The sequence below is a fragment of the Burkholderia sp. BE12 genome, from assembly GCF_002959955.1.
GTDB lineage: Bacteria > Pseudomonadota > Gammaproteobacteria > Burkholderiales > Burkholderiaceae > Burkholderia.
This window is the reverse complement of sequence record NZ_PREY01000007.1, coordinates 127,545-145,950: the sequence shown is the minus strand read 5'-3', so window position 1 is coordinate 145,950 and position 18,406 is coordinate 127,545. Positions and strand designations below refer to the sequence as shown.

General features: G+C 67.1%; 22 protein-coding genes. 20 read left to right on the top strand and 2 right to left on the bottom strand.

Annotated features, from left to right (window positions below; translation table 11 throughout):
* The first annotated feature begins 177 nt into the window (after nucleotides 1-177).
* The 8 genes from C4B30_RS09940 (at nucleotide 178) to groL (ending at nucleotide 5,873) form a co-directional block, all read left to right on the top strand.
* Complete coding sequence (locus C4B30_RS09940) at nucleotides 178-537, top strand: COG4315 family predicted lipoprotein (RefSeq protein WP_105132516.1); 360 nt, start codon at nucleotides 178-180, stop codon at nucleotides 535-537.
* Nucleotides 538-564: 27 nt separating this feature from the next.
* Entirely contained in the window at nucleotides 565-1,080 is a 516-nt protein-coding gene (locus C4B30_RS09935) for a sigma-70 family RNA polymerase sigma factor (protein WP_027783693.1), read from the top strand.
* Entirely contained in the window at nucleotides 1,077-1,859 is a 783-nt protein-coding gene (locus C4B30_RS09930; RefSeq protein ID WP_027783694.1) for an anti-sigma factor family protein, read from the top strand. Before C4B30_RS09935 ends, C4B30_RS09930 begins: the two co-directional genes overlap by 4 nt.
* Before the next feature lie 26 nt (nucleotides 1,860-1,885).
* Nucleotides 1,886-2,308 (top strand): quinol oxidase, encoded by a 423-nt coding sequence (locus C4B30_RS09925; RefSeq protein ID WP_105132567.1) that lies wholly within the window; start codon nucleotides 1,886-1,888, stop codon nucleotides 2,306-2,308.
* Entirely contained in the window at nucleotides 2,305-2,937 is a 633-nt protein-coding gene (locus C4B30_RS09920) for a LolA family protein (protein WP_105132515.1), read from the top strand. Before C4B30_RS09925 ends, C4B30_RS09920 begins: the two co-directional genes overlap by 4 nt.
* A gap of 43 nt (nucleotides 2,938-2,980) precedes the next feature.
* Nucleotides 2,981-3,493, top strand: a complete 513-nt coding sequence (locus C4B30_RS09915) for an SRPBCC family protein (RefSeq protein ID WP_105132514.1) — start codon at nucleotides 2,981-2,983, stop codon at nucleotides 3,491-3,493.
* Between the two features lie 400 nt (nucleotides 3,494-3,893).
* Complete coding sequence (groES, locus tag C4B30_RS09910; protein ID WP_027783698.1) at nucleotides 3,894-4,187, top strand: co-chaperone GroES; 294 nt, start codon at nucleotides 3,894-3,896, stop codon at nucleotides 4,185-4,187.
* A 45-nt stretch (nucleotides 4,188-4,232) separates the two neighbouring features.
* Nucleotides 4,233-5,873: a chaperonin GroEL gene (gene groL / locus C4B30_RS09905; RefSeq protein WP_027783699.1), complete on the top strand. Its 1,641-nt coding sequence runs from the start codon at nucleotides 4,233-4,235 to the stop codon at nucleotides 5,871-5,873.
* Nucleotides 5,874-6,059: 186 nt separating this feature from the next.
* Here groL and C4B30_RS09900 read toward each other — a convergent pair whose 3' ends face one another.
* Nucleotides 6,060-6,926 (bottom strand): hydroxymethylpyrimidine/phosphomethylpyrimidine kinase, encoded by an 867-nt coding sequence (locus tag C4B30_RS09900; RefSeq protein WP_027783700.1) that lies wholly within the window; start codon nucleotides 6,924-6,926, stop codon nucleotides 6,060-6,062.
* Between the two features lie 255 nt (nucleotides 6,927-7,181).
* Between C4B30_RS09900 and C4B30_RS09895 the strand changes: the two genes are divergently transcribed.
* The 8 genes from C4B30_RS09895 (at nucleotide 7,182) to C4B30_RS09860 (ending at nucleotide 13,794) form a co-directional block, all read left to right on the top strand.
* A complete protein-coding gene (locus C4B30_RS09895; protein WP_004186709.1) occupies nucleotides 7,182-7,352 on the top strand; it encodes a rubredoxin in 171 nt (56 codons plus the stop codon).
* Between the two features lie 104 nt (nucleotides 7,353-7,456).
* The gene (locus C4B30_RS09890; RefSeq protein ID WP_105132513.1) at nucleotides 7,457-8,758 is read left to right on the top strand and encodes a hypothetical protein; all 1,302 of its coding nucleotides are present in this window, start codon (nucleotides 7,457-7,459) and stop codon (nucleotides 8,756-8,758) included.
* A gap of 182 nt (nucleotides 8,759-8,940) precedes the next feature.
* Complete coding sequence (locus C4B30_RS09885; protein ID WP_006491354.1) at nucleotides 8,941-9,519, top strand: YqgE/AlgH family protein; 579 nt, start codon at nucleotides 8,941-8,943, stop codon at nucleotides 9,517-9,519.
* Nucleotides 9,516-9,965 carry a Holliday junction resolvase RuvX gene (gene ruvX / locus C4B30_RS09880; protein WP_027783702.1) on the top strand — a complete coding sequence of 150 codons (450 nt, stop codon included), beginning with the start codon at nucleotides 9,516-9,518 and terminating at the stop codon, nucleotides 9,963-9,965. Before C4B30_RS09885 ends, ruvX begins: the two co-directional genes overlap by 4 nt.
* Nucleotides 9,952-10,464: a bifunctional pyr operon transcriptional regulator/uracil phosphoribosyltransferase PyrR gene (gene pyrR / locus C4B30_RS09875; RefSeq protein ID WP_105132512.1), complete on the top strand. Its 513-nt coding sequence runs from the start codon at nucleotides 9,952-9,954 to the stop codon at nucleotides 10,462-10,464. Before ruvX ends, pyrR begins: the two co-directional genes overlap by 14 nt.
* A gap of 73 nt (nucleotides 10,465-10,537) precedes the next feature.
* Nucleotides 10,538-11,569: an aspartate carbamoyltransferase catalytic subunit gene (locus C4B30_RS09870; RefSeq protein ID WP_027783704.1), complete on the top strand. Its 1,032-nt coding sequence runs from the start codon at nucleotides 10,538-10,540 to the stop codon at nucleotides 11,567-11,569.
* A 61-nt stretch (nucleotides 11,570-11,630) separates the two neighbouring features.
* Nucleotides 11,631-12,917: a dihydroorotase gene (locus tag C4B30_RS09865; protein ID WP_105132511.1), complete on the top strand. Its 1,287-nt coding sequence runs from the start codon at nucleotides 11,631-11,633 to the stop codon at nucleotides 12,915-12,917.
* 19 nt (nucleotides 12,918-12,936) lie between these two features.
* Nucleotides 12,937-13,794 carry a lysophospholipid acyltransferase family protein gene (locus C4B30_RS09860; RefSeq protein WP_105132510.1) on the top strand — a complete coding sequence of 286 codons (858 nt, stop codon included), beginning with the start codon at nucleotides 12,937-12,939 and terminating at the stop codon, nucleotides 13,792-13,794.
* 32 nt (nucleotides 13,795-13,826) lie between these two features.
* Here the strand turns inward: C4B30_RS09860 and C4B30_RS09855 are convergent, their stop codons facing one another.
* Complete coding sequence (locus tag C4B30_RS09855) at nucleotides 13,827-14,666, bottom strand: symmetrical bis(5'-nucleosyl)-tetraphosphatase (protein ID WP_105132509.1); 840 nt, start codon at nucleotides 14,664-14,666, stop codon at nucleotides 13,827-13,829.
* A 342-nt stretch (nucleotides 14,667-15,008) separates the two neighbouring features.
* Here C4B30_RS09855 and rfbB point away from each other — a divergent pair, with 342 nt between their 5' ends.
* From rfbB to rfbD, 4 genes are read left to right on the top strand one after another with little or no spacing between them, the layout of a single operon-like run.
* The gene (rfbB, locus tag C4B30_RS09850; protein ID WP_012328028.1) at nucleotides 15,009-16,070 is read left to right on the top strand and encodes a dTDP-glucose 4,6-dehydratase; all 1,062 of its coding nucleotides are present in this window, start codon (nucleotides 15,009-15,011) and stop codon (nucleotides 16,068-16,070) included.
* Nucleotides 16,071-16,081: 11 nt separating this feature from the next.
* A complete protein-coding gene (rfbA, locus tag C4B30_RS09845; protein ID WP_105132508.1) occupies nucleotides 16,082-16,975 on the top strand; it encodes a glucose-1-phosphate thymidylyltransferase RfbA in 894 nt (297 codons plus the stop codon).
* Entirely contained in the window at nucleotides 16,960-17,511 is a 552-nt protein-coding gene (gene rfbC / locus C4B30_RS09840; protein ID WP_105132507.1) for a dTDP-4-dehydrorhamnose 3,5-epimerase, read from the top strand. The genes rfbA and rfbC overlap by 16 nt, the downstream gene beginning before the upstream one ends.
* Entirely contained in the window at nucleotides 17,504-18,406 is a 903-nt protein-coding gene (rfbD, locus tag C4B30_RS09835) for a dTDP-4-dehydrorhamnose reductase (protein ID WP_105132506.1), read from the top strand. Before rfbC ends, rfbD begins: the two co-directional genes overlap by 8 nt.

Here is an 18,406-nt window from a genome sequence, read left to right as displayed (position 1 = left end):
GAATGATCGCCGCCGCTGTTTGCGGCGCGGCATGGTATGGCATGGAATAACCGGCCATCGCCGTCCGTTTACATACCGAGTTCCGGCACGGCCGGCCGGCGGGATAATGATCGCGACGCAGTCGATCGTCCCGTCCGGCGGCCGCCATGTCGCGACACGACGCCAAGGAGAACGGGAATGAAACGGATGCTTTTCGCCGCCGCGCTGACGGCGGCGCTCGTGCGGCCGGCCGCCGCGGAACCGCCGCAGGCCGCCGACGGGAAACTGGTCGACGAAGCGCACATGACGCTGTACGTGTTCGATCGCGATGCGCCGGGCAAGAGCATGTGCGACAGCGCGTGCGCAGCCAACTGGCCGCCCGCGCTTGCCGACGCGTACGACAAGGCGTCGGGTGCGCTGAGTCTCGTCGCCCGCGACGACGGCAAAAAGCAATGGGCGTACCGCGGCCGCCCGCTGTATCGCTGGAAGATGGACCACAAGGCCGGCGACGCGGGCAGCGACGGCGTCGGCGGCATGTGGCACGTTGCGCGGCCGTGATCGCGCGGCGACGCGCGAGGCGCCCCGATGAGCTATGAATCGGATCTGCTGGTGTGGCTTCCGCATCTCACGCGCTATGCGCGTGCGCTGACGGGCGAGCGCGCGTGGGCCGACGATCTCGTGCAGGACACGCTCGAGCGTGCGCTGAACCGGCCGCCGCGCGACTGCGGCAACCTGCGCGCGTGGCTGCTGACGCTGTTGCGGCACCGCTTCATCGACCAGTTGCGCGCACGGCACGAGATCGCGGTCGACGACGCCACCGCGCCGTGGCAGACGATGGCCGCGCCGGCCGGCGAGGTCGGCGGGCTGGAGTTGCGCGACGTGCAGCGCGCGCTGTACCGGCTGCCGGTCGAACAGCGCGAGGTGCTGCTGCTGGTCGCGCTCGAGGAGTTGAGCTATCGCGATGCCGCGCAGGTGCTCGGCGTGCCGATGGGCACTGTGATGTCGCGACTCGCGCGGGCGCGCGCGCAGATGCGCGCCTTGCTGTCGGACGGGCCGTCGGCGCACGGCACGCCCACGTTACGGGTGATCGGGAAGCCATGATGGACGATCCGCGCAAGCCTTCGAACCAGCGGGACGACGATGCGTCGGCGCAACTGCTGTCCGCGCTGCTGGACGGCGAGTTGTCCGGGGACGAGCGCCGCGAGATGCTCGAACGCCTGCAGTCCGATCCGCGGGAAGCCGAACGCTTCGCGCATTACCGCGCGCAGCGCGATGCGCTGAAGGCGCTGTTTCCGTTGCCGGCGGCCGCGCCCGCGTTGTTCGTGCAGCGCCGCGCACCGCGCTGGCGCGCCGTCGCGCATGCGTTCGCGGGGCTCGCGGCCGGGCTGCTGATCGGTGTCGCGCTGCATGCGGGCTGGACGGCGTTCGGCCGCGAACCGGCGTTCGCCGCGCGCGCCGATGTCGCATACGCCGTGTACGCCGCCGACCGCGAGCATCCGGTGGAAGTCGGTGCGGCCGATCCCGCGCGTCTCGCCGCGTGGCTGTCGGCGCGCGTCGGCCGGCCGGTGCGCGCACCGTCGCTCGACGAATACGGTTACGCGCTGCTGGGCGGCCGGGTGCTGCCCGGCGACGCGGGGCCGGCCGCCCAGCTCATGTACCAGCGCGCGGACGGCGCGCGCGTGACGCTGTACATGACCGCATACGATACGCGGCGCCTCGCGCCGCAGGCGATGTCGGCCGACGGCCGCTACACGTATTTCTGGTCGGATCGCGGCATGGGTTATGCGCTGTCCGGCCGCGGCGACGAACGGCGTCTGCGCGAGCTCGCGATCGACGCATGCGGGGCGCTGGGCGGCCCGACCGACGCATGGAAGGGATGACGCGCGGCGCTCGCAGGGAGCAGGCGATGAAGACGGCGATGATGAAGGGGCTCGGGCTGGCGGCGTTCCTGGCGGGCACGCTGCTTGCGCGAGCGGACGGCGACCTGCCCGTGCGCGTGCCGGTCGACGCGGACGGCGTGCAGCGCGTGGCGATCGTCGGCGGCAGCTATTTCTTCCGGCCGAATCACGTGATCGTGCGCGCGCACGTGCCGGTCGAGCTGACCGTGTCGGCCGAACCCGGCGTGGTGCCCCACAGCTTCGAAATCGACGCGCCACCGCAGGCGGGCATCGCAGTGCATACCGAACTCGGCACGACGCCGAAAACGTTTCGTTTCACGCCGCAGCAGCCGGGGCGGTTCGCCTACTATTGCACGCACCGGCTGCTGTTTTTCAGGAGCCATCGCGAGCGCGGAATGGAAGGCGTGCTCGATGTCGAGGCGGCGCCGTGATCGCCGCGTTGCTGGCCGCGAGCCTGATAGGAGCGAGCATGACAGCCGATCCCGTGACCGTCGCGCAGGCGCATTTCGACCACGTCCACTCGTACCGTGCGACGATCCGCTCGTCGGCGCGCGACGGCGAGCGCACCGAAATCCGCTACGCGTACCTGAAACCGGGCTTCGTCCGGATGGATTTCGTGTCGCCGCATCGCGGCGCGGTGCTCGCGTACGATCCCGGCGACGGCAAGGTGCGGTTGCGCCCGTTCGGCACGCATGCGCCGCCCGCGCTGACGCTGTCGCCGTCCAATCCGCTCGTGCGCGATCGTACCGGCCACCGGGTCGACCGCTCGGACGTCGGCGAACTGCTGCGCAACGTCCATGCGCTGCAGCAGGGCGGCGCGACCGTGACCGAGGGCGAGGAGGCCGTCGGCGGCCGGACCGCGCTGCGCGTGCTGGTCACGGGCGCGCCCGCGCACGCGGTCGACGGCGTGCATCGCTACCGGTTGTGGCTCGACGCCGCGGACGGTTTTCCGCTGAAGGTCGTCAGCTACGCGGACGATGACGACGTGCCGCTCGAAACCGTGACGCTCGACGACGTGGAGATCGACGTCGCGTTTCCCGAGCGTTTCTTCGCGCCCTGACGGCGCGCCGATCCGCGTTCCTGACACGCATGCCGGAGGCTGCATGGCGGAGTACCGGTTTTCGACGACCTGGCGCGTGGATGCGCCGCTCGCGGCGGTCTGGGACGCGATCTACCAGGTCGACCGCTGGCCCGACTGGTGGAAGGGCGCCGTGCGCACCGTCGAACTCGAGCATGGCGACGCGCGCGGCGTCGGCGCGCTGCACCGGTATACATGGAAGGGTGCGCTGCCGTACCGGCTGACCTTCGACATGCGCGTGCGGCGCGTCGAGCCGCCGCATGCGCTCGAAGGCCATGCGAGCGGCGCGATCGAAGGCGACGGACGCTGGTCGTTCGCCGCCGACGGCGCGCGCACCGTCGTGCGCTACGACTGGCACATCCGCACGCACGGCTGGATGAACTGGCTGGAGCCGCTCGCACGGCCGCTGTTCCGATGGAATCACGACGTCGTGATGCGCGAAGGCGCGAAGGGACTCGCGCGGCGGCTGGGCGCGGCCGTCGAGACGGACGGCCGGACCTTCCGGCCGCTGTCGGGCGCGGACTGCGCCGATGCGTGAGGAGCGCGAGGCTGGGCCCGGCGACGCGGGCGGACGAACGCGTCGCGACGGATGAAATCGGCGCCCGTCCGGTTTTTTTGCTGCGATGTCGTCGGTCTCAGGAACTCCGGGCTTACCCGGTGTCCAAACGGGGCTGGATGAGGTTCGCGGGGCCGCACGGGTCGCCCTCCGGAACGGTTTCTGACTCAGGCTATTGTTTTGAAAAGGTTTTTGTTGTTTTCGTGTGTTTATCCCCCGCATCGCCGCCGCGAAAATTCCCCCGGTTTCCCTTCTTGAATTTGTCAAAACCCGTCCATATAATTAGCACTCGCTGCACGAGAGTGCTAACAATTCTCTGCCGGGCGACGAGCCGGGCAGATTCCCTAAGCGTTCTTCAATCTCAGTCAAGAGAGGAGTGAATATGAACCTTCGTCCTTTGCACGATCGCGTGATCGTCAAGCGCCTGGATCAGGAAACCAAGACCGCCTCGGGCATCGTGATCCCCGAAGCAGCAGCCGAGAAGCCGGACCAGGGTGAAATCCTGGCGGTCGGCCCGGGCAAGCGCGACGACAAGGGCGCCCAGATCGCCCTCGACGTGAAGGTCGGCGATCGCGTCCTGTTCGGCAAGTACGCCGGCCAGACCGTGAAGGTCGACGGCCAGGAACTGCTGGTCATGCGCGAAGAAGACATCATGGCCGTGGTCAACGCCAAGTAAGCGTTCCTCGACGGTACATATTCTCAAGAATTCAAGGAGTTAAAGATGGCAGCTAAAGACGTCGTATTCGGCGATTCCGCCCGTTCGAAGATGGTCGAAGGCGTGAACATCCTCGCCAACGCAGTCAAGGTCACGCTGGGCCCGAAGGGCCGCAACGTCGTGCTCGAGCGCAGCTTCGGCGGCCCGACGGTCACCAAGGACGGTGTGTCGGTCGCGAAGGAAATCGAGCTGAAGGACAAGCTCCAGAACATGGGCGCGCAAATGGTCAAGGAAGTCGCTTCCAAGACCAGCGACAACGCAGGCGACGGCACGACGACGGCAACCGTCCTCGCGCAATCGATCGTCCGCGAAGGCATGAAGTACGTTGCATCGGGCATGAACCCGATGGACCTGAAGCGCGGCATCGACAAGGCAGTCGCAGCGGCTGTCGAAGAGCTGAAGAAGATCAGCAAGCCGTGCACGACCAACAAGGAAATCGCCCAGGTCGGCTCGATCTCGGCGAACAGCGATTCGTCGATCGGCGATCGCATCGCTGAAGCGATGGACAAGGTCGGCAAGGAAGGCGTCATCACCGTCGAAGACGGCAAGTCGCTGGCCGACGAACTCGACGTCGTCGAAGGCATGCAATTCGACCGCGGCTACCTGTCGCCGTACTTCATCAACAACCCGGACAAGCAAGTCGCCGTCCTCGACAACCCGTTCGTGCTGCTGCACGACAAGAAGGTGTCGAACATCCGTGATCTGCTGCCGGTGCTCGAGCAAGTCGCGAAGGCTGGCCGTCCGCTGCTGATCATCGCTGAAGACGTCGAAGGCGAAGCGCTCGCGACGCTGGTCGTCAACAACATCCGCGGCATCCTGAAGACCGTCGCGGTCAAGGCACCGGGCTTCGGCGATCGTCGCAAGGCGATGCTGGAAGACATCGCGATCCTGACCGGCGGTCAAGTCGTCGCGGAAGAAACCGGCCTGACGCTCGAGAAGGCAACGCTGGCAGAACTGGGCCAGGCGAAGCGCATCGAAGTGGGCAAGGAAAACACGACGATCATCGACGGCGCAGGCGAAGCCGTGAACATCGAAGCACGCGTGAAGCAAGTGCGCGCGCAAATCGAAGAAGCGACGTCGGACTACGACCGTGAAAAGCTGCAAGAGCGCGTGGCCAAGCTGGCAGGCGGCGTTGCAGTGATCAAGGTCGGTGCTGCGACCGAAGTCGAAATGAAGGAAAAGAAGGCACGTGTCGAAGACGCACTGCACGCAACCCGCGCAGCTGTGGAAGAAGGCATCGTGGCAGGCGGCGGCGTCGCGCTGATCCGCGCACGCACCGCGATCGCAGGCCTGACCGGCGCGAACGCCGACCAGAACGCCGGCATCAAGATCGTGCTGCGCGCGATGGAAGAGCCGCTGCGCCAGATCGTCACGAACGGCGGCGAAGAAGCCAGCGTCGTGGTGGCGGCGGTTGCTGCAGGCACGGGCAACTACGGCTACAACGCAGCAACGGGCGAGTACGTCGACATGGTTGAAGCCGGCGTCGTCGACCCGACCAAGGTCACGCGCACCGCACTGCAGAACGCAGCTTCGGTTGCAGGCCTGCTGCTGACGACGGACGCAGCTGTCGCGGAACTGCCGAAGGAAGATGCACCGATGCCGGGCGGCATGCCGGGCGGCATGGGCGGCATGGGCATGGACATGTAATCGACTTCGGTCGATGGTGTCCGGAGCGCGCAGCGATGCGCGTTCCAGCCAAAAGAAAAGACCCGCAGCGATGCGGGTCTTTTTTTATTCGTGCGTGGTTTTGGATGCGTGCATGGGGCGGCCCGATACGGCACGCACCGAAGCGGCGCGGCGTGGGGCGGCGGGACCTGCCCGCCGCGTCGCGACTCAATGCCGGTGCGACGTCCGCGGAACCGGGTCGGCCTTCACGGCCGGCGGCGTGTCCGAATCGTCGTTGCTGCGCGCCCAGAAGAACCGGTCGGGCAGGTACGCGCCCATGCCGGGCCGGAACGCGTCGCGCACGGCCTGGTACAGGTACTCCTGCGCCTCGCGCACGGCCTCGGGCGGCTCCTGGCCGTTCGCGAGCAGCGCCGCGATGGCCGCGCCGAGCGTATCGGTGATGCCCATCAGCCGGTGCGGCGAGCGATCCCACATGTCTTCGCGGAGCTGGCCTTCCTCGCCGTACAGCGTGTTGACGAGCCGGTGCGAGCCCGTTTCCGACGACAGGATGTATTCGCAACCCTGCGACAGCAGGTGCGACACGGCCGCATCGAGATTCGGCGCCTCGGCATCGCCGTCCGGCTGCGCGAGCGCGATCAGCGTCGCGTGGTCGGCGACCAGCAACGTGGTTTGCGGCGCCAGCAGGTCGGCGATCGATTCGCGGAGGTCGTCGGCGGCGAGCACGTGTTCGTCGTCGAGCGTGAAGTCCGGCGCGAGCACGAGCGGCACGCCGTCGTAGTCGGCGACGACTTCGGCGATCGCGCTCACGACTTCCGCGCGCGTCGCCGCGCCGATCTTGAATGCGGCAACCGGCATGTCTTCGAGCAGCATGCGCGCTTGCGCGGCGACGACGTCGGGATCGAGGCCGGTCACTTCTTCGCAGGCGGCCGAGTCGCGCACGGTATAGCCGGTCAGGACGGACACGCCGTGACAGCCCATGCTCGCCAGGGTCATCAGATCGGCTTGGAGGCCGGAGCCGCCGGTGGGATCGGACAGGCCGAAGGTGAGGACGATCGGAGGGGCGTTGCTGGACATGTAAAAATGGGGCAAGAGAAAAACGGAGAAGCGACGGAGATGCGGACGGCGAGGCGAATGGGCTTTTTCGGCCCTGTGTTGCCCGGCAGGCCGCACTTTTCAACCATTATGCGGTGGAATCCGGCCGGTACGACGGATTTTTTAGCGCAGCGCAACGTAGTCGCCGTCCTCCAGCGCGATTGCTAGGCAGTCCGGCCCCGACACGGTACCATCATGGCTCCCGAATTTACCGACTTTTCCCCGACGCGGCTTAAGATGGAATACAAGAGCTGGATGTGCCTGATTTGTGGCTGGATTTACGACGAAGAAGCCGGGCTGCCGGAAGAGGGCATCGCCCCGGGCACGCGCTGGGAAGACGTCCCGATCAACTGGACGTGTCCCGAATGCGGCGCCCGCAAGGAAGACTTCGAGATGGTCCAGATCTGATCGGACCGCTGGCCCACGGACACCCCGCTCAGGCCTCGCACCGGCCCGGCGCTCGCGCGCCGCGGTTCGCGCGAGCGACTTGACGATCACAGGCGCGCGTGTCCATGACGTCCGATCCGGCGAACGTTCCCCTCCCTGACGCATTGCCCAACCCGCGCGGCGGAGCCGTGCGCGCGGCCGACGCATGGCTGGCGGCGGCTGCCGACGCCTTCGAGCGGCGCGACGACGCCGCGGCGCCGCTTGCCGCGGCCGCGGCCGTGCTGGCGGAAGCCGGCTGGCTGCCGGCCGCGCGTTTCGCCGGGCAGCTGTCGGCCACCGTGCCGCTCGTCGCCACCGAGCCGACTTCGGCCGGCTGGCGTGCCGCGCTGCGCGACTTTCGTGCGGCCGTCGGGCGCCACAACTTGCGCGAGCTCGCGTGCTCGCCCGTTCTCTTCGAGCATTTCCGTGCGTTGCGGGCGCAAAGCGCCGCCGACCTGCGCGCGAGCGCGCCGCTCGATGCGCTCGCGCTGGTCGGCCGCGCGGTGCCGCCTGCCACGCTGCGCGCGCTGCCCGATGCATTCGCGGCCCGGATCCGGGCCCGCTACGAGCAGGCGCTGCTGGGCGTGCTGCGCGCCGAACACGGCGCGCCGGGGGCGGCGCTCGACGAACTCGACGCGATGCTGGCCGCGCTCACCGACGATGGGCCGTACGATTTCTGGCGGCTCGCGGCCGCGTGCGTGCGCGCGCTGCGAGCAAGCGGCGCGCCCGAGCTGAAGCGCTTTCTCGCGCGAACCAACCTGCTGCTCGGCGAACACGCGCAGGGCCGGCGCGCGGCGCCGCCCGACCTGGTGCGCGAGACGGTGGCGCTGCTGTGGCGCGATTTCGCGCTGTTCGGCGCCGCGGCCGAGGACGTCGCGCTCGTCGACGTGCTGCACGACTACGGGTTGACGGTCGACTGGCACGTCGCCGGCACGCCCGCATCCGAAGCATTGTGGGAGGCCGATGCCGCGCGGGCCGAGCACGATGCGCTCGCTGTCGCGCCCACTCGCGCGCTCGGCGTCGTGACCGTCAACGCGCATGCCTATGAGGATTTCCTGCAGACCGCCGATGCGTCGATGGCCGACCTCGCGGCCAACCCGGCCACGGCCGACGCGGGCGCCGCATGGCACGCGTCCGGCGCGGCCTATCGGGTCAGCACGGCCGCGTGCGCGCTCGGGCTCGGACACGCGGCGCTGCTGGCCGACACGCTCGGCCTGGCGTGGCGGCGTGCGGCGCACGGCGTGCCGCTCGCCGACGGCGGCCTCGATGCGCACCGCCACGCGTCCGACATGCTGCGCGCGGCGCTCCTGAAGATCGCGGCCGGCGTCGCGCCGCCGGATCTCACGGCGGCGTCCGAAGCGCTCGGCGCCGCGCTCGGCCGGACCTGACGAACAAGGGGACGGACACGCGACTGCGACCCTTGTCGCGCGGGCCTGCAACACGCTCCCGACAGCGCCCGCGCGCGTGTTAGAGTGCCGTGTGATCCGCGCGCGCCGTTGCCAGCGCGGCGCGGCGTTGCTTGTTGATCGCGGCCCGGTCAGGTCGCGGCGTCTTTGCTAAAATTCAAACCATGTCAAAGCCTTCCGATCGCATCAATCTCACCAACCAGTTCCTGATCGCCATGCCCAACATGGCCGATCCGACGTTCTCGGGGACGGTGGTCTATCTTTGCGATCACAGCGAGCGCGGTGCGCTCGGCCTCGTCATCAATCGTCCTACCGACATCGACCTCGAATCGCTGTTCAACCGCATCGACCTGAAGCTCGACATCGAGCCGCTGCTGCACATTCCCGTGTACTTCGGCGGCCCGGTCCAGACCGAGCGCGGCTTCGTGCTGCACGAGCCGGTCGAGGGCGCGAGCTACAACTCGTCGATGTCCGTCGACGGCGGGCTCGAGATGACGACGTCGAAGGACGTGCTCGAGGCGGTCGCGACGGGCACCGGCCCGAAACGTTTCCTGCTGACGCTCGGCCATGCAGGCTGGGGCGCCGGGCAGCTCGAGGAAGAAATTTCCCGCAACGGCTGGCTGACGGTCGCCGCCGATCCGCGCATCGTGTTCGACACGCCGGCCGAGGAGCGCTTCGAAGCCGCGCTCGGCCTGCTCGGCGTCAGCTCGTCGATGCTGTCCGGCGAGGCAGGGCACGCATGAGCGGCGCGAGCGCGCGCGATGCGACGCTCCTGGCGTTCGACTACGGCGAGAAACGGATCGGCGTCGCGATCGGCAACGCGCTGACGCGCTCGGCCCGTGCGCTCCTCGTGATCCAGAACCTGAACCGCGAACACCGCTTCAAGGCGGTCGGCGACCTGCTGGCCGAATGGCGGCCGGACGCGCTCGTCGTGGGCTTGCCGATGCATCCGGACGGCACGCCGCACGACATGACGCAGCAGGCGAAGCGCTTCGGCAACCAGTTGAACGGCCGCTTCGGGCTGCCCGTCACGTGGGTCGACGAGCGCTATTCGTCGGTCGAAGCCGAGGCCGGGCTGCGCGAGCGCAACGTGCGCGGCCGCGCACGCACCGACATGCTCGATGCCGAAGCCGCGCGCGTCATTCTTCAACAGTATCTCGATCAATTGTCCGACCATGAGCACCATTGACGCCGAGGCGCTTTACCGCGTCCTGCTCGACCAGATCCGCGCCGCGTACGGCACGGCGTTCGCCGAACCGGGCGGCCCGCGGCTCGCCGGCATTCACAGCGGCGGCGCGTGGCTCGCCGAGCGCCTCGCGCGCGATCTCGGCGCCCCGGCGTTCGGCGTCATCAACGTCGCGCTGCACCGCGACGACTACGCGAAGAAGGGGCTGCACAGCCAGGCCAGCCCGACATCGCTGCCGTTCGACGTCGACGGCGCGCGCATCGTGCTCGTCGACGACGTGCTGTACACCGGGCGCACCGTGCGCGCCGCGCTCAACGAGCTGTTCGACTACGGCCGTCCGGCCGCGGTCGAGCTCGCGGTACTCGCCGATCGTGGCGGCCGCGAGCTGCCGGTCGCCGCGCGCTTCGCCGGCGGCACGCTCGACGTGCCGGCCGACGCGACGCTCGTGCTCGCGCGCGACGATGCGCGGTTCACGCTGCGCGTCGAGTTGCACGGCGCCTGAACGACACGCGAACCGTATCCCGGGCCGCTGGTTTGCACCGCGGCCCGTTTGCATAGTTGGAATCACGCACACCATGACCACCGACACCACTGGCCGCACCGGCAATCCCGCGGCGGCCGCGAGCCCCGACCGGTTTCGCTACGGTTTCCTGAAGGGCAACCCGCAGCTCACGAAAAACGGCGAGCTGAAACATCTGCTGTCGATCGAGGGCCTGCCGCGCTCGATCGTCAATCACATCCTCGATACGGCCGAGCAGTTCGTCAGCGTGACGGACCGTGAAGTGAAGAAGGTGCCGCTGCTGCGCGGCAAGTCCGTGTTCAACCTGTTCTTCGAGAACTCGACGCGCACGCGCACGACCTTCGAGATCGCCGCGACGCGCCTGTCGGCCGACGTGCTGAACCTGAACATCAATGCGTCGTCGACCAGCAAGGGCGAATCGCTGCTCGACACGATCAACAACCTGTCGGCGATGCATGCCGACCTGTTCGTCGTGCGCCACGCGTCGAGCGGCGCGCCGTACCTGATCGCCGAGCACTGCGCGCCGCACGTGCACGTGATCAACGCCGGCGACGGCCGCCACGCGCACCCGACGCAGGGCCTGCTCGACATGTACACGATCCGTCACTACAAGCGCGACTTCACGAAGCTGCGCGTGGCGATCGTCGGCGACATCCTGCATTCGCGCGTCGCGCGCTCCGACATCCACGCGCTCACCACGCTCGGCGTGCCGGAAGTGCGCGCGATCGGCCCGCGCACGCTGCTGCCGGGCGGCCTCGAGCAGATGGGCGTGAAGGTGTTCAACAACCTCGACGAAGGGCTGAAGGGCGTCGACGTGATCATCATGCTGCGCCTGCAGAACGAACGGATGAGCGGCGCGCTGCTGCCGTCCGCGCAGGAGTACTTCAAGACGTGGGGCCTGACGCCCGAGCGCCTCGCGCTCGCCGCGCCCGACGCGATCGTGATGCACCCGGGCCCGATGAACCGCGGCGTCGAAATCGATTCGCAGGTCGCCGACGGTCCGCAGTCGGTGATCCTCAACCAGGTCACGTTCGGCATCGCGGTGCGGATGGCGGTGATGGGCATCGTCGCCGGCAACAGCGACTGAGCCCGTTTTCGCGCATTCTTGTTCAGGCATTCAACGCAATCAACGCATTCACAGACAGCGCATGAAGATTCATATCAAAGGCGGCACGCTGATCGACCCGGTCGCCGGTACCGAACGGCAGGCCGACGTATTCGTCGTGGACGGCAAGATCGCCGCGCTCGCGGCGGCTGGTTCAGCGCCGGCCGGTTTCAACGCGGACAAGACGATCGACGCATCGGGCCTGATCGTCGCGCCCGGCCTCGTCGACCTGTGCGCGCGGCTGCGCGAGCCCGGCTACGAACACAAGGCGACGCTCGCGTCCGAGATGGCCGCGGCCGTCGCGGGCGGCGTCACGACCCTCGTGTGCCCGCCGGACACCGACCCCGTGCTCGACGAGCCGGGCCTCGTCGAAATGCTCAAGTTCCGCGCGCGCAACCTGCACCAGGCGAACGTTCATCCGCTCGGCGCGCTGACGGTCGGCCTCAAGGGCGAGGTCATCACCGAGATGGTCGCGCTGACCGAATCCGGCTGCGTCGGCTTCACGCACGCCAACGTGCCGGTGCGCGACACGCAGGTGCTGTTGCGCGCGCTGCAGTACGCGAGCACCTACGGCTACACGACGTGGCTGCGTCCGCTCGACGCGTTCATCGGCCGCGGCGGCGTGGCCGCGAGCGGCGCGCTCGCGTCGCGGCTCGGGTTGTCCGGCGTGCCGGTCGCGGCCGAGACGATCGCACTGCACACCATTTTCGAACTGATGCGCGTGACCGGCGCGCGCGTGCATCTCGCGCGGCTGTCGTCGGCGGCCGGGCTGGCGCTCGTGCGCGCGGCGAAGTCGGAGGGGCTGCCCGTGACCTGCGACGTCGGCGTGAACCACTTGCATCTGATCGACGTCGACATCGGCTATTTCGATTCGCAGTTCCGGCTCGACCCGCCGCTGCGCGGCGAGCGCGACCGCGAAGCGATCCGCGTGGCGCTCGCCGACGGCACGATCGACGCGATCTGCTCGGATCACACGCCGGTCGACGACGACGAGAAACTGCTGCCGTTCGGTGAAGCGACGCCGGGCGCGACGGGGCTCGAACTGCTGCTGTCGCTGACGCTGAAGTGGGCGGACGAGACACGCACGCCGCTCGCGCAGGCGCTGCGCCGCATCACGTCCGCGCCGGCCGACGTGCTGCAGTTGCCCGCAGGCCGCCTCGCCGAAGGCAGCGCGGCCGACCTGTGCGTGTTCGATCCGCGGGCGCACTGGCGCGTCGAGCCGCGTGCGCTGAAGAGCCAGGGCCACAACTCGCCGTTCCTCGGCTACGAACTGCCGGCCACCGTGCGCGCGACGCTCGTCGCCGGCCAGGTCGCGTTCGAGCGCCACTGAACCAAGCCGGATCTTCGTCATGACCGCTCTTCGCAAGCTGCGTCTCGTCTTTCATCTGCTGCGCGGCATGGCGATCGTCGCGCTGCGCTTTTCGCACGTCACGCCCGCGCGCCGCGCCGAGCTGATACGCCGCTGGTCGGTCAAGATGCTGCGGATCTGCGGGATGCGCCTCGTCGTCCACAACGACGGCGCGCGGCTCGATGCGAGCGCGCTCGTCGTGGGCAACCACGTATCGTGGATCGACATCTATGCGGTCAACGCGTGGCGGCCGACGCCGTTCGTGTCGAAGGCCGAGGTGCGGCAGTGGCCGGTCGTCGGCTGGCTCGCCGAGAAGCTCGACACCGTGTTCCTGCAGCGCGAGAAGCGTACCGAAGCGATGCGGATCATGCACGAGATGGCCGAGCGGTTGCGTAAAGGCGGCGTGATGTGCGTGTTTCCGGAAGGGACGACGTCCGATGGCCAGGATCTGCTGCCGTTCCATGCGAACCTGTTCCAGGCCGCGGTATCGGCCGGCTGCGCGGTGCAGCCGATCTGCCTGATGTACGAGGACGCTCACGGGCGGCAGTCGGTCGCGCCGGCGTACACGGGCGACCTGTCGCTCGGTACGTCGCTCGACATGGTGCTGCGCGGCGGCCCGCTCGTCGCGCATCTGTACGTGTGCGAACCGATCGCGCCGGGCGGCGACCGTCGCGCGACGTCCGCGGCCGCGCGCGACGCGATCGCCGCCGCACTGGCGACGCTGCAGGAGAAGGTCGGCAAGCCGACGGCCGAGTCGCTCGCCGAGTTGCAGAAGCATGCGTTTCCGGCGACCGAGCTCGGCGCAGGTGCGACGGGCGATGGGGCGGCTGACGCGCCGGTGCCGGGGCGTGAGGGGTGAGGCGTTTTCCGGTCGTGCGAATCAGCGCGTAATCACTCGCCGCCCGGCGCGCGGCACGCGTCGCACTGCACCTGCGTGACCGTGCGCTGCGCCGGATCGGCCGTCAGTCGCACGGCCGACAACTGGTTTCCCCATACGCATCCCGAATCGAGCGCGACGACGTTGTCGCGCAGCATCAGGCCGAGCGCGGCCCAGTGCCCGAACACGACAGTCACGTCTTCGGTGCGGCGCCCCGGCACGTCGAACCATGGCAGGTAGCCAGGCGGTGCGCTGTCGGGGCCGCCATTCGCCTTGAACTCCATTACGCCGTCGGGCGTGCAGAAGCGCAGGCGTGTGAATGCGTTGAAGGCTACGCGCATGCGGTCGCGTTTTTTCAGGTTCGGACTCCATTGATTCGGCTCGTTGCCGTACAGGTTCTGCAACGTGTCGCGCCAGTCGGGGGCGCGGAGCGCGTGCTGCAGTTCGTCGGCGAGTTCGAGCGCGAGCGCGGTGTCCCATTGCGGAAGGACGCCGGCGTGGACGAGCAGTTTGCCGTCTTCGAAATGGGCGAACGGACGGTGGCGGACCCAGTCGAGCAGGGCTTCGGCGTCAGGGGCCGTGAGGATCTCGCCGATCGTGTCGCCGGGGCGTTCGGTGCGCAGCCCGGCGGAGACCGCAAGCAGGTGAAGGTCGTGATTGCCGAGTACGACGGTCGCGCGCGGGCCGAGATCGATCACCGCGCGCAGCGCGGCGAGCGAGCCCGGGCCGCGATTGACGACGTCGCCGGCGATCCAGAGCGGCGTGTCGGCGGGGGCTGAAAGCTTTTCCAGCAGCGATTGGAAAGCTGAATGACAGCCTTGGATGTCGCCGATGGCAATGGGGGGGAAGGTCATGGGGCCGCGGATTTTGCGAGTATCGAGAATGTGGGAAAAATTATCCAGTCAATGCGGTGTTGCGCAATTTCTGTTCCCTCACATGAGGTTGGTTTGGCAAGAAATTTCGCACTTGGAAAGGGTTCGAAGCGCTGTATCAAGTTGTTAGCGGCATGGCTTTTGCAGGGGGCGGCTCCCTATAATTGTCGCTTTCCCCAACAAAATTAGCATTTCATGACTTTGGAGGCCATGGCGACCGGTTAAAATTCCCGGTCTAACGTGGCCATCACAAGCTACTAGCATTTGCGAAGCTGATGTGGCGGCGCCTGCTGGCGTCTGCCGCACATTATTAGAGGGAGCCTCATGATCCTGGTTACGGGCGGCGCGGGTTTTATCGGTGCCAATTTTGTACTCGACTGGCTGCGCGCATCCGACGAAGCCGTGCTCAACGTTGACAAGCTGACGTACGCGGGGAACCTGCGCACGCTGCAGTCGCTGGACGGAAACCCGAAGCACGTGTTTGCCCGCGTCGACATCTGCGACCGTGACGCACTCGACGCACTCCTGGCCGAGCACAAGCCCCGCGCGGTGCTGCACTTCGCCGCGGAAAGCCACGTCGATCGCTCGATCCATGGTCCGGCGGACTTCGTGCAGACCAACGTCGTCGGCACGTTCACGCTGCTCGAGGCTACCCGCCAGTACTGGAACGGCCTGAACGACGCCGACAAGGCCGCGTTCCGCTTCCTGCACGTGTCGACCGACGAGGTGTTCGGTTCGCTGTCGGCCACCGACCCGCAATTCTCGGAGACGACGCCGTACGCGCCGAACAGTCCGTATTCCGCGACGAAGGCGGGCTCGGATCATCTGGTGCGCGCATACCATCATACGTACGGTCTGCCGGTACTGACGACGAACTGTTCGAACAACTATGGCCCGTACCAGTTCCCGGAAAAGCTGATCCCGTTGATGATCGCGAATGCGCTCGCGGGCAAGCCGTTGCCGGTGTATGGCGACGGCCAGAACGTGCGCGACTGGCTGTACGTCGGCGACCACTGCAGCGCGATCCGCGAAGTGCTCGCGCGCGGCGTGCCCGGCGAGACGTACAACGTTGGCGGCTGGAACGAGAAGAAGAACCTCGAAGTCGTGCATACGCTGTGCGACCTGCTCGACAAGGCGCGCCCGAAGGCAGCTGGTTCGTACCGCGACCAAATCACCTACGTGACCGATCGCCCGGGCCACGATCGCCGCTACGCGATCGATGCACGCAAGCTCGAACGCGAGCTCGGCTGGAAGCCGGCGGAAACGTTCGAGACCGGCTTGGCGAAGACCGTCGACTGGTATCTCGACAACCAGGTGTGGGCCGACGAGGTCGCATCGGGTGAATACCGCAAGTGGGTCGAAACGAACTACGCAAAACGCACTTGAGGAGAGAAGCGATGGCACGTAAAGGCATCATTCTCGCCGGCGGTTCCGGCACACGGCTGTATCCGATCACGCACGTCGTATCGAAGCAGCTCTTGCCGGTGTACGACAAGCCGATGATCTACTACCCGCTGTCGACGCTGATGATCGCGGGCATTCGCGACGTGCTGATCATTTCGACGCCGCAGGACACGCCGCGCTTCGAGTCGATGCTCGGCGACGGCAGCCAGTGGGGCATGAACATCCAGTACGCGGTGCAGCCGTCGCCCGACGGCCTCGCGCAGGCGTTCATCATCGGCAAGGAATTCGTCGGCAACGATCCGTCGGCGCTGATTCTCGGCGACAACATTTTCTACGGGCACGATCTCGCGAAGCAGCTCGAGCGTGCGCATGCGCAGGAAAACGGCGCGACCGTGTTCGCGTATCACGTGCACGACCCGGAGCGTTATGGCGTCGTCGAGTTCGACAAGTCGTTCCGCGCGTTGTCGATTGAAGAGAAGCCGGTCAAGCCGCGTTCGAATTACGCGGTGACCGGCCTGTACTTCTACGACAACCGCGTATGCGATATCGCGGCGGACATCAAGCCGTCGCCGCGCGGCGAGCTGGAAATCACCGACGTCAACTCGCGGTACCTGAAGGACGGCGCGCTCAATGTGGAGATCATGGGACGCGGTTACGCATGGCTCGACACCGGCACGCACGATTCGCTGATCGAGGCGGCCAGTTTCATCGCGACGCTGCAGAAGCGGCAGGGTCTCGTGGTCGCATGTCCGGAAGAAATCGCCTATCGCCGCAACTGGATCGACGCGGAGCAAGTGTCGAAGCTGGCCGAGCCGCTCGCGAAGAACGCATACGGTCAGTACCTGAAGAACATTCTCACGGATCAAGTCGCATGGCCATCCAAGTAACGGCGACGGCGTTGCCCGAAGTCAAGATCATCGAGCCGAAGGTGTTCGGCGACGCGCGCGGATTCTTCTACGAAAGCTTCAACGGGAAGGAATTCGCCGAGCAGGTCGCACCTGGCATCGAATTCGTGCAGGACAACCATTCGCGCTCGTCGAAGGGCGTACTGCGTGGTCTGCACTATCAGATCGAGCACGCGCAGGGCAAGCTCGTTCGCGTGGTCGAAGGTGAAGTGTTCGACGTGGCCGTCGACATTCGTAAGAATTCGCCGAACTTCGGCAAGTGGGTGGGTGTGGTGCTGTCGAACGACAACCATCGGCAACTGTGGGTGCCGCCCGGTTTCGCGCACGGGTTCGTCGTGCTGTCGGAGGCCGCGCAGTTCCTTTACAAGACGACCGACTACTGGTTTCCGGAACACGAGCGCAGCATCGTATGGAATGACCCGGAGATCGGGATCGAGTGGCCGATCGATTTCGAGCCGCTGCTGGCGGCGAAAGATGCGGCCGGCAAGCGTTTGAGCGAAGCCGAAGTTTATGCGTGAGGTGGGTGTGACTCCTGAACCGACGATCCTCGTGACGGGTGTGAATGGCCAGGTCGGGTTCGAACTGCTGCGCTCGCTGCAAGGCCTCGGCCGCGTGGTGGCATGCGACCGCTCGATGCTCGATCTGTCCGATCTCGAGCGGTTGCGTAATGTCGTGCGCGAGCTGAAGCCGTCGATCATCGTGAATCCGGCTGCCTATACGGCGGTCGACAAGGCCGAGACGGACGTCGATGCGGCGCGTCGGCTGAATGCCGACGTGCCGCGCGCCTTTGCGGAGGAAGCTGCGCGTATCGGTGCGGCGCTGGTCCATTACTCGACCGACTACGTGTTCGACGGCACCAAAGAGGGCGCCTATGTCGAAACGGATGCAACCAACCCGCAGAACGTGTACGGGCTTACCAAGCTCGAGGGTGAGCAGGCGATCGCCGCGACAGGCTGCGCGCACCTGATTCTGCGAACGAGCTGGGTGTACGGGCGGCGCGGCAAGAACTTCCTGCTGACGATGCTGAAGGTCGGCGCCGAACGCCCGGAGTTGCGCGTTGTAGCGGATCAGATCGGTGCGCCGACGTGGGCCAACACGATTGCGACCATCACAGCGCATATCGTTGCTCAGGGGCTCGCGTCGGAATCCGCGCAATGGTGGAAAGAGCGCTCCGGTGTCTATCATCTTGCCTGTGCTGACACGACTTCATGGCACGGATTTGCTCAGGCAATTTTCGCGCGAGCGAAGTGGGAGGCACCCCCTCGCGTTCTTCCGATTTCGACTTCGGACTATCCCACTCCGGCGAAGCGGCCGGCAAATTCGCGCTTGTCCTCTGAAAAGCTGGAAAGGATGTTCGGAATTCAGCCGCCTCGCTGGGACGACGCACTGCAGCTGTGCCTCGAAAGTTGCTGA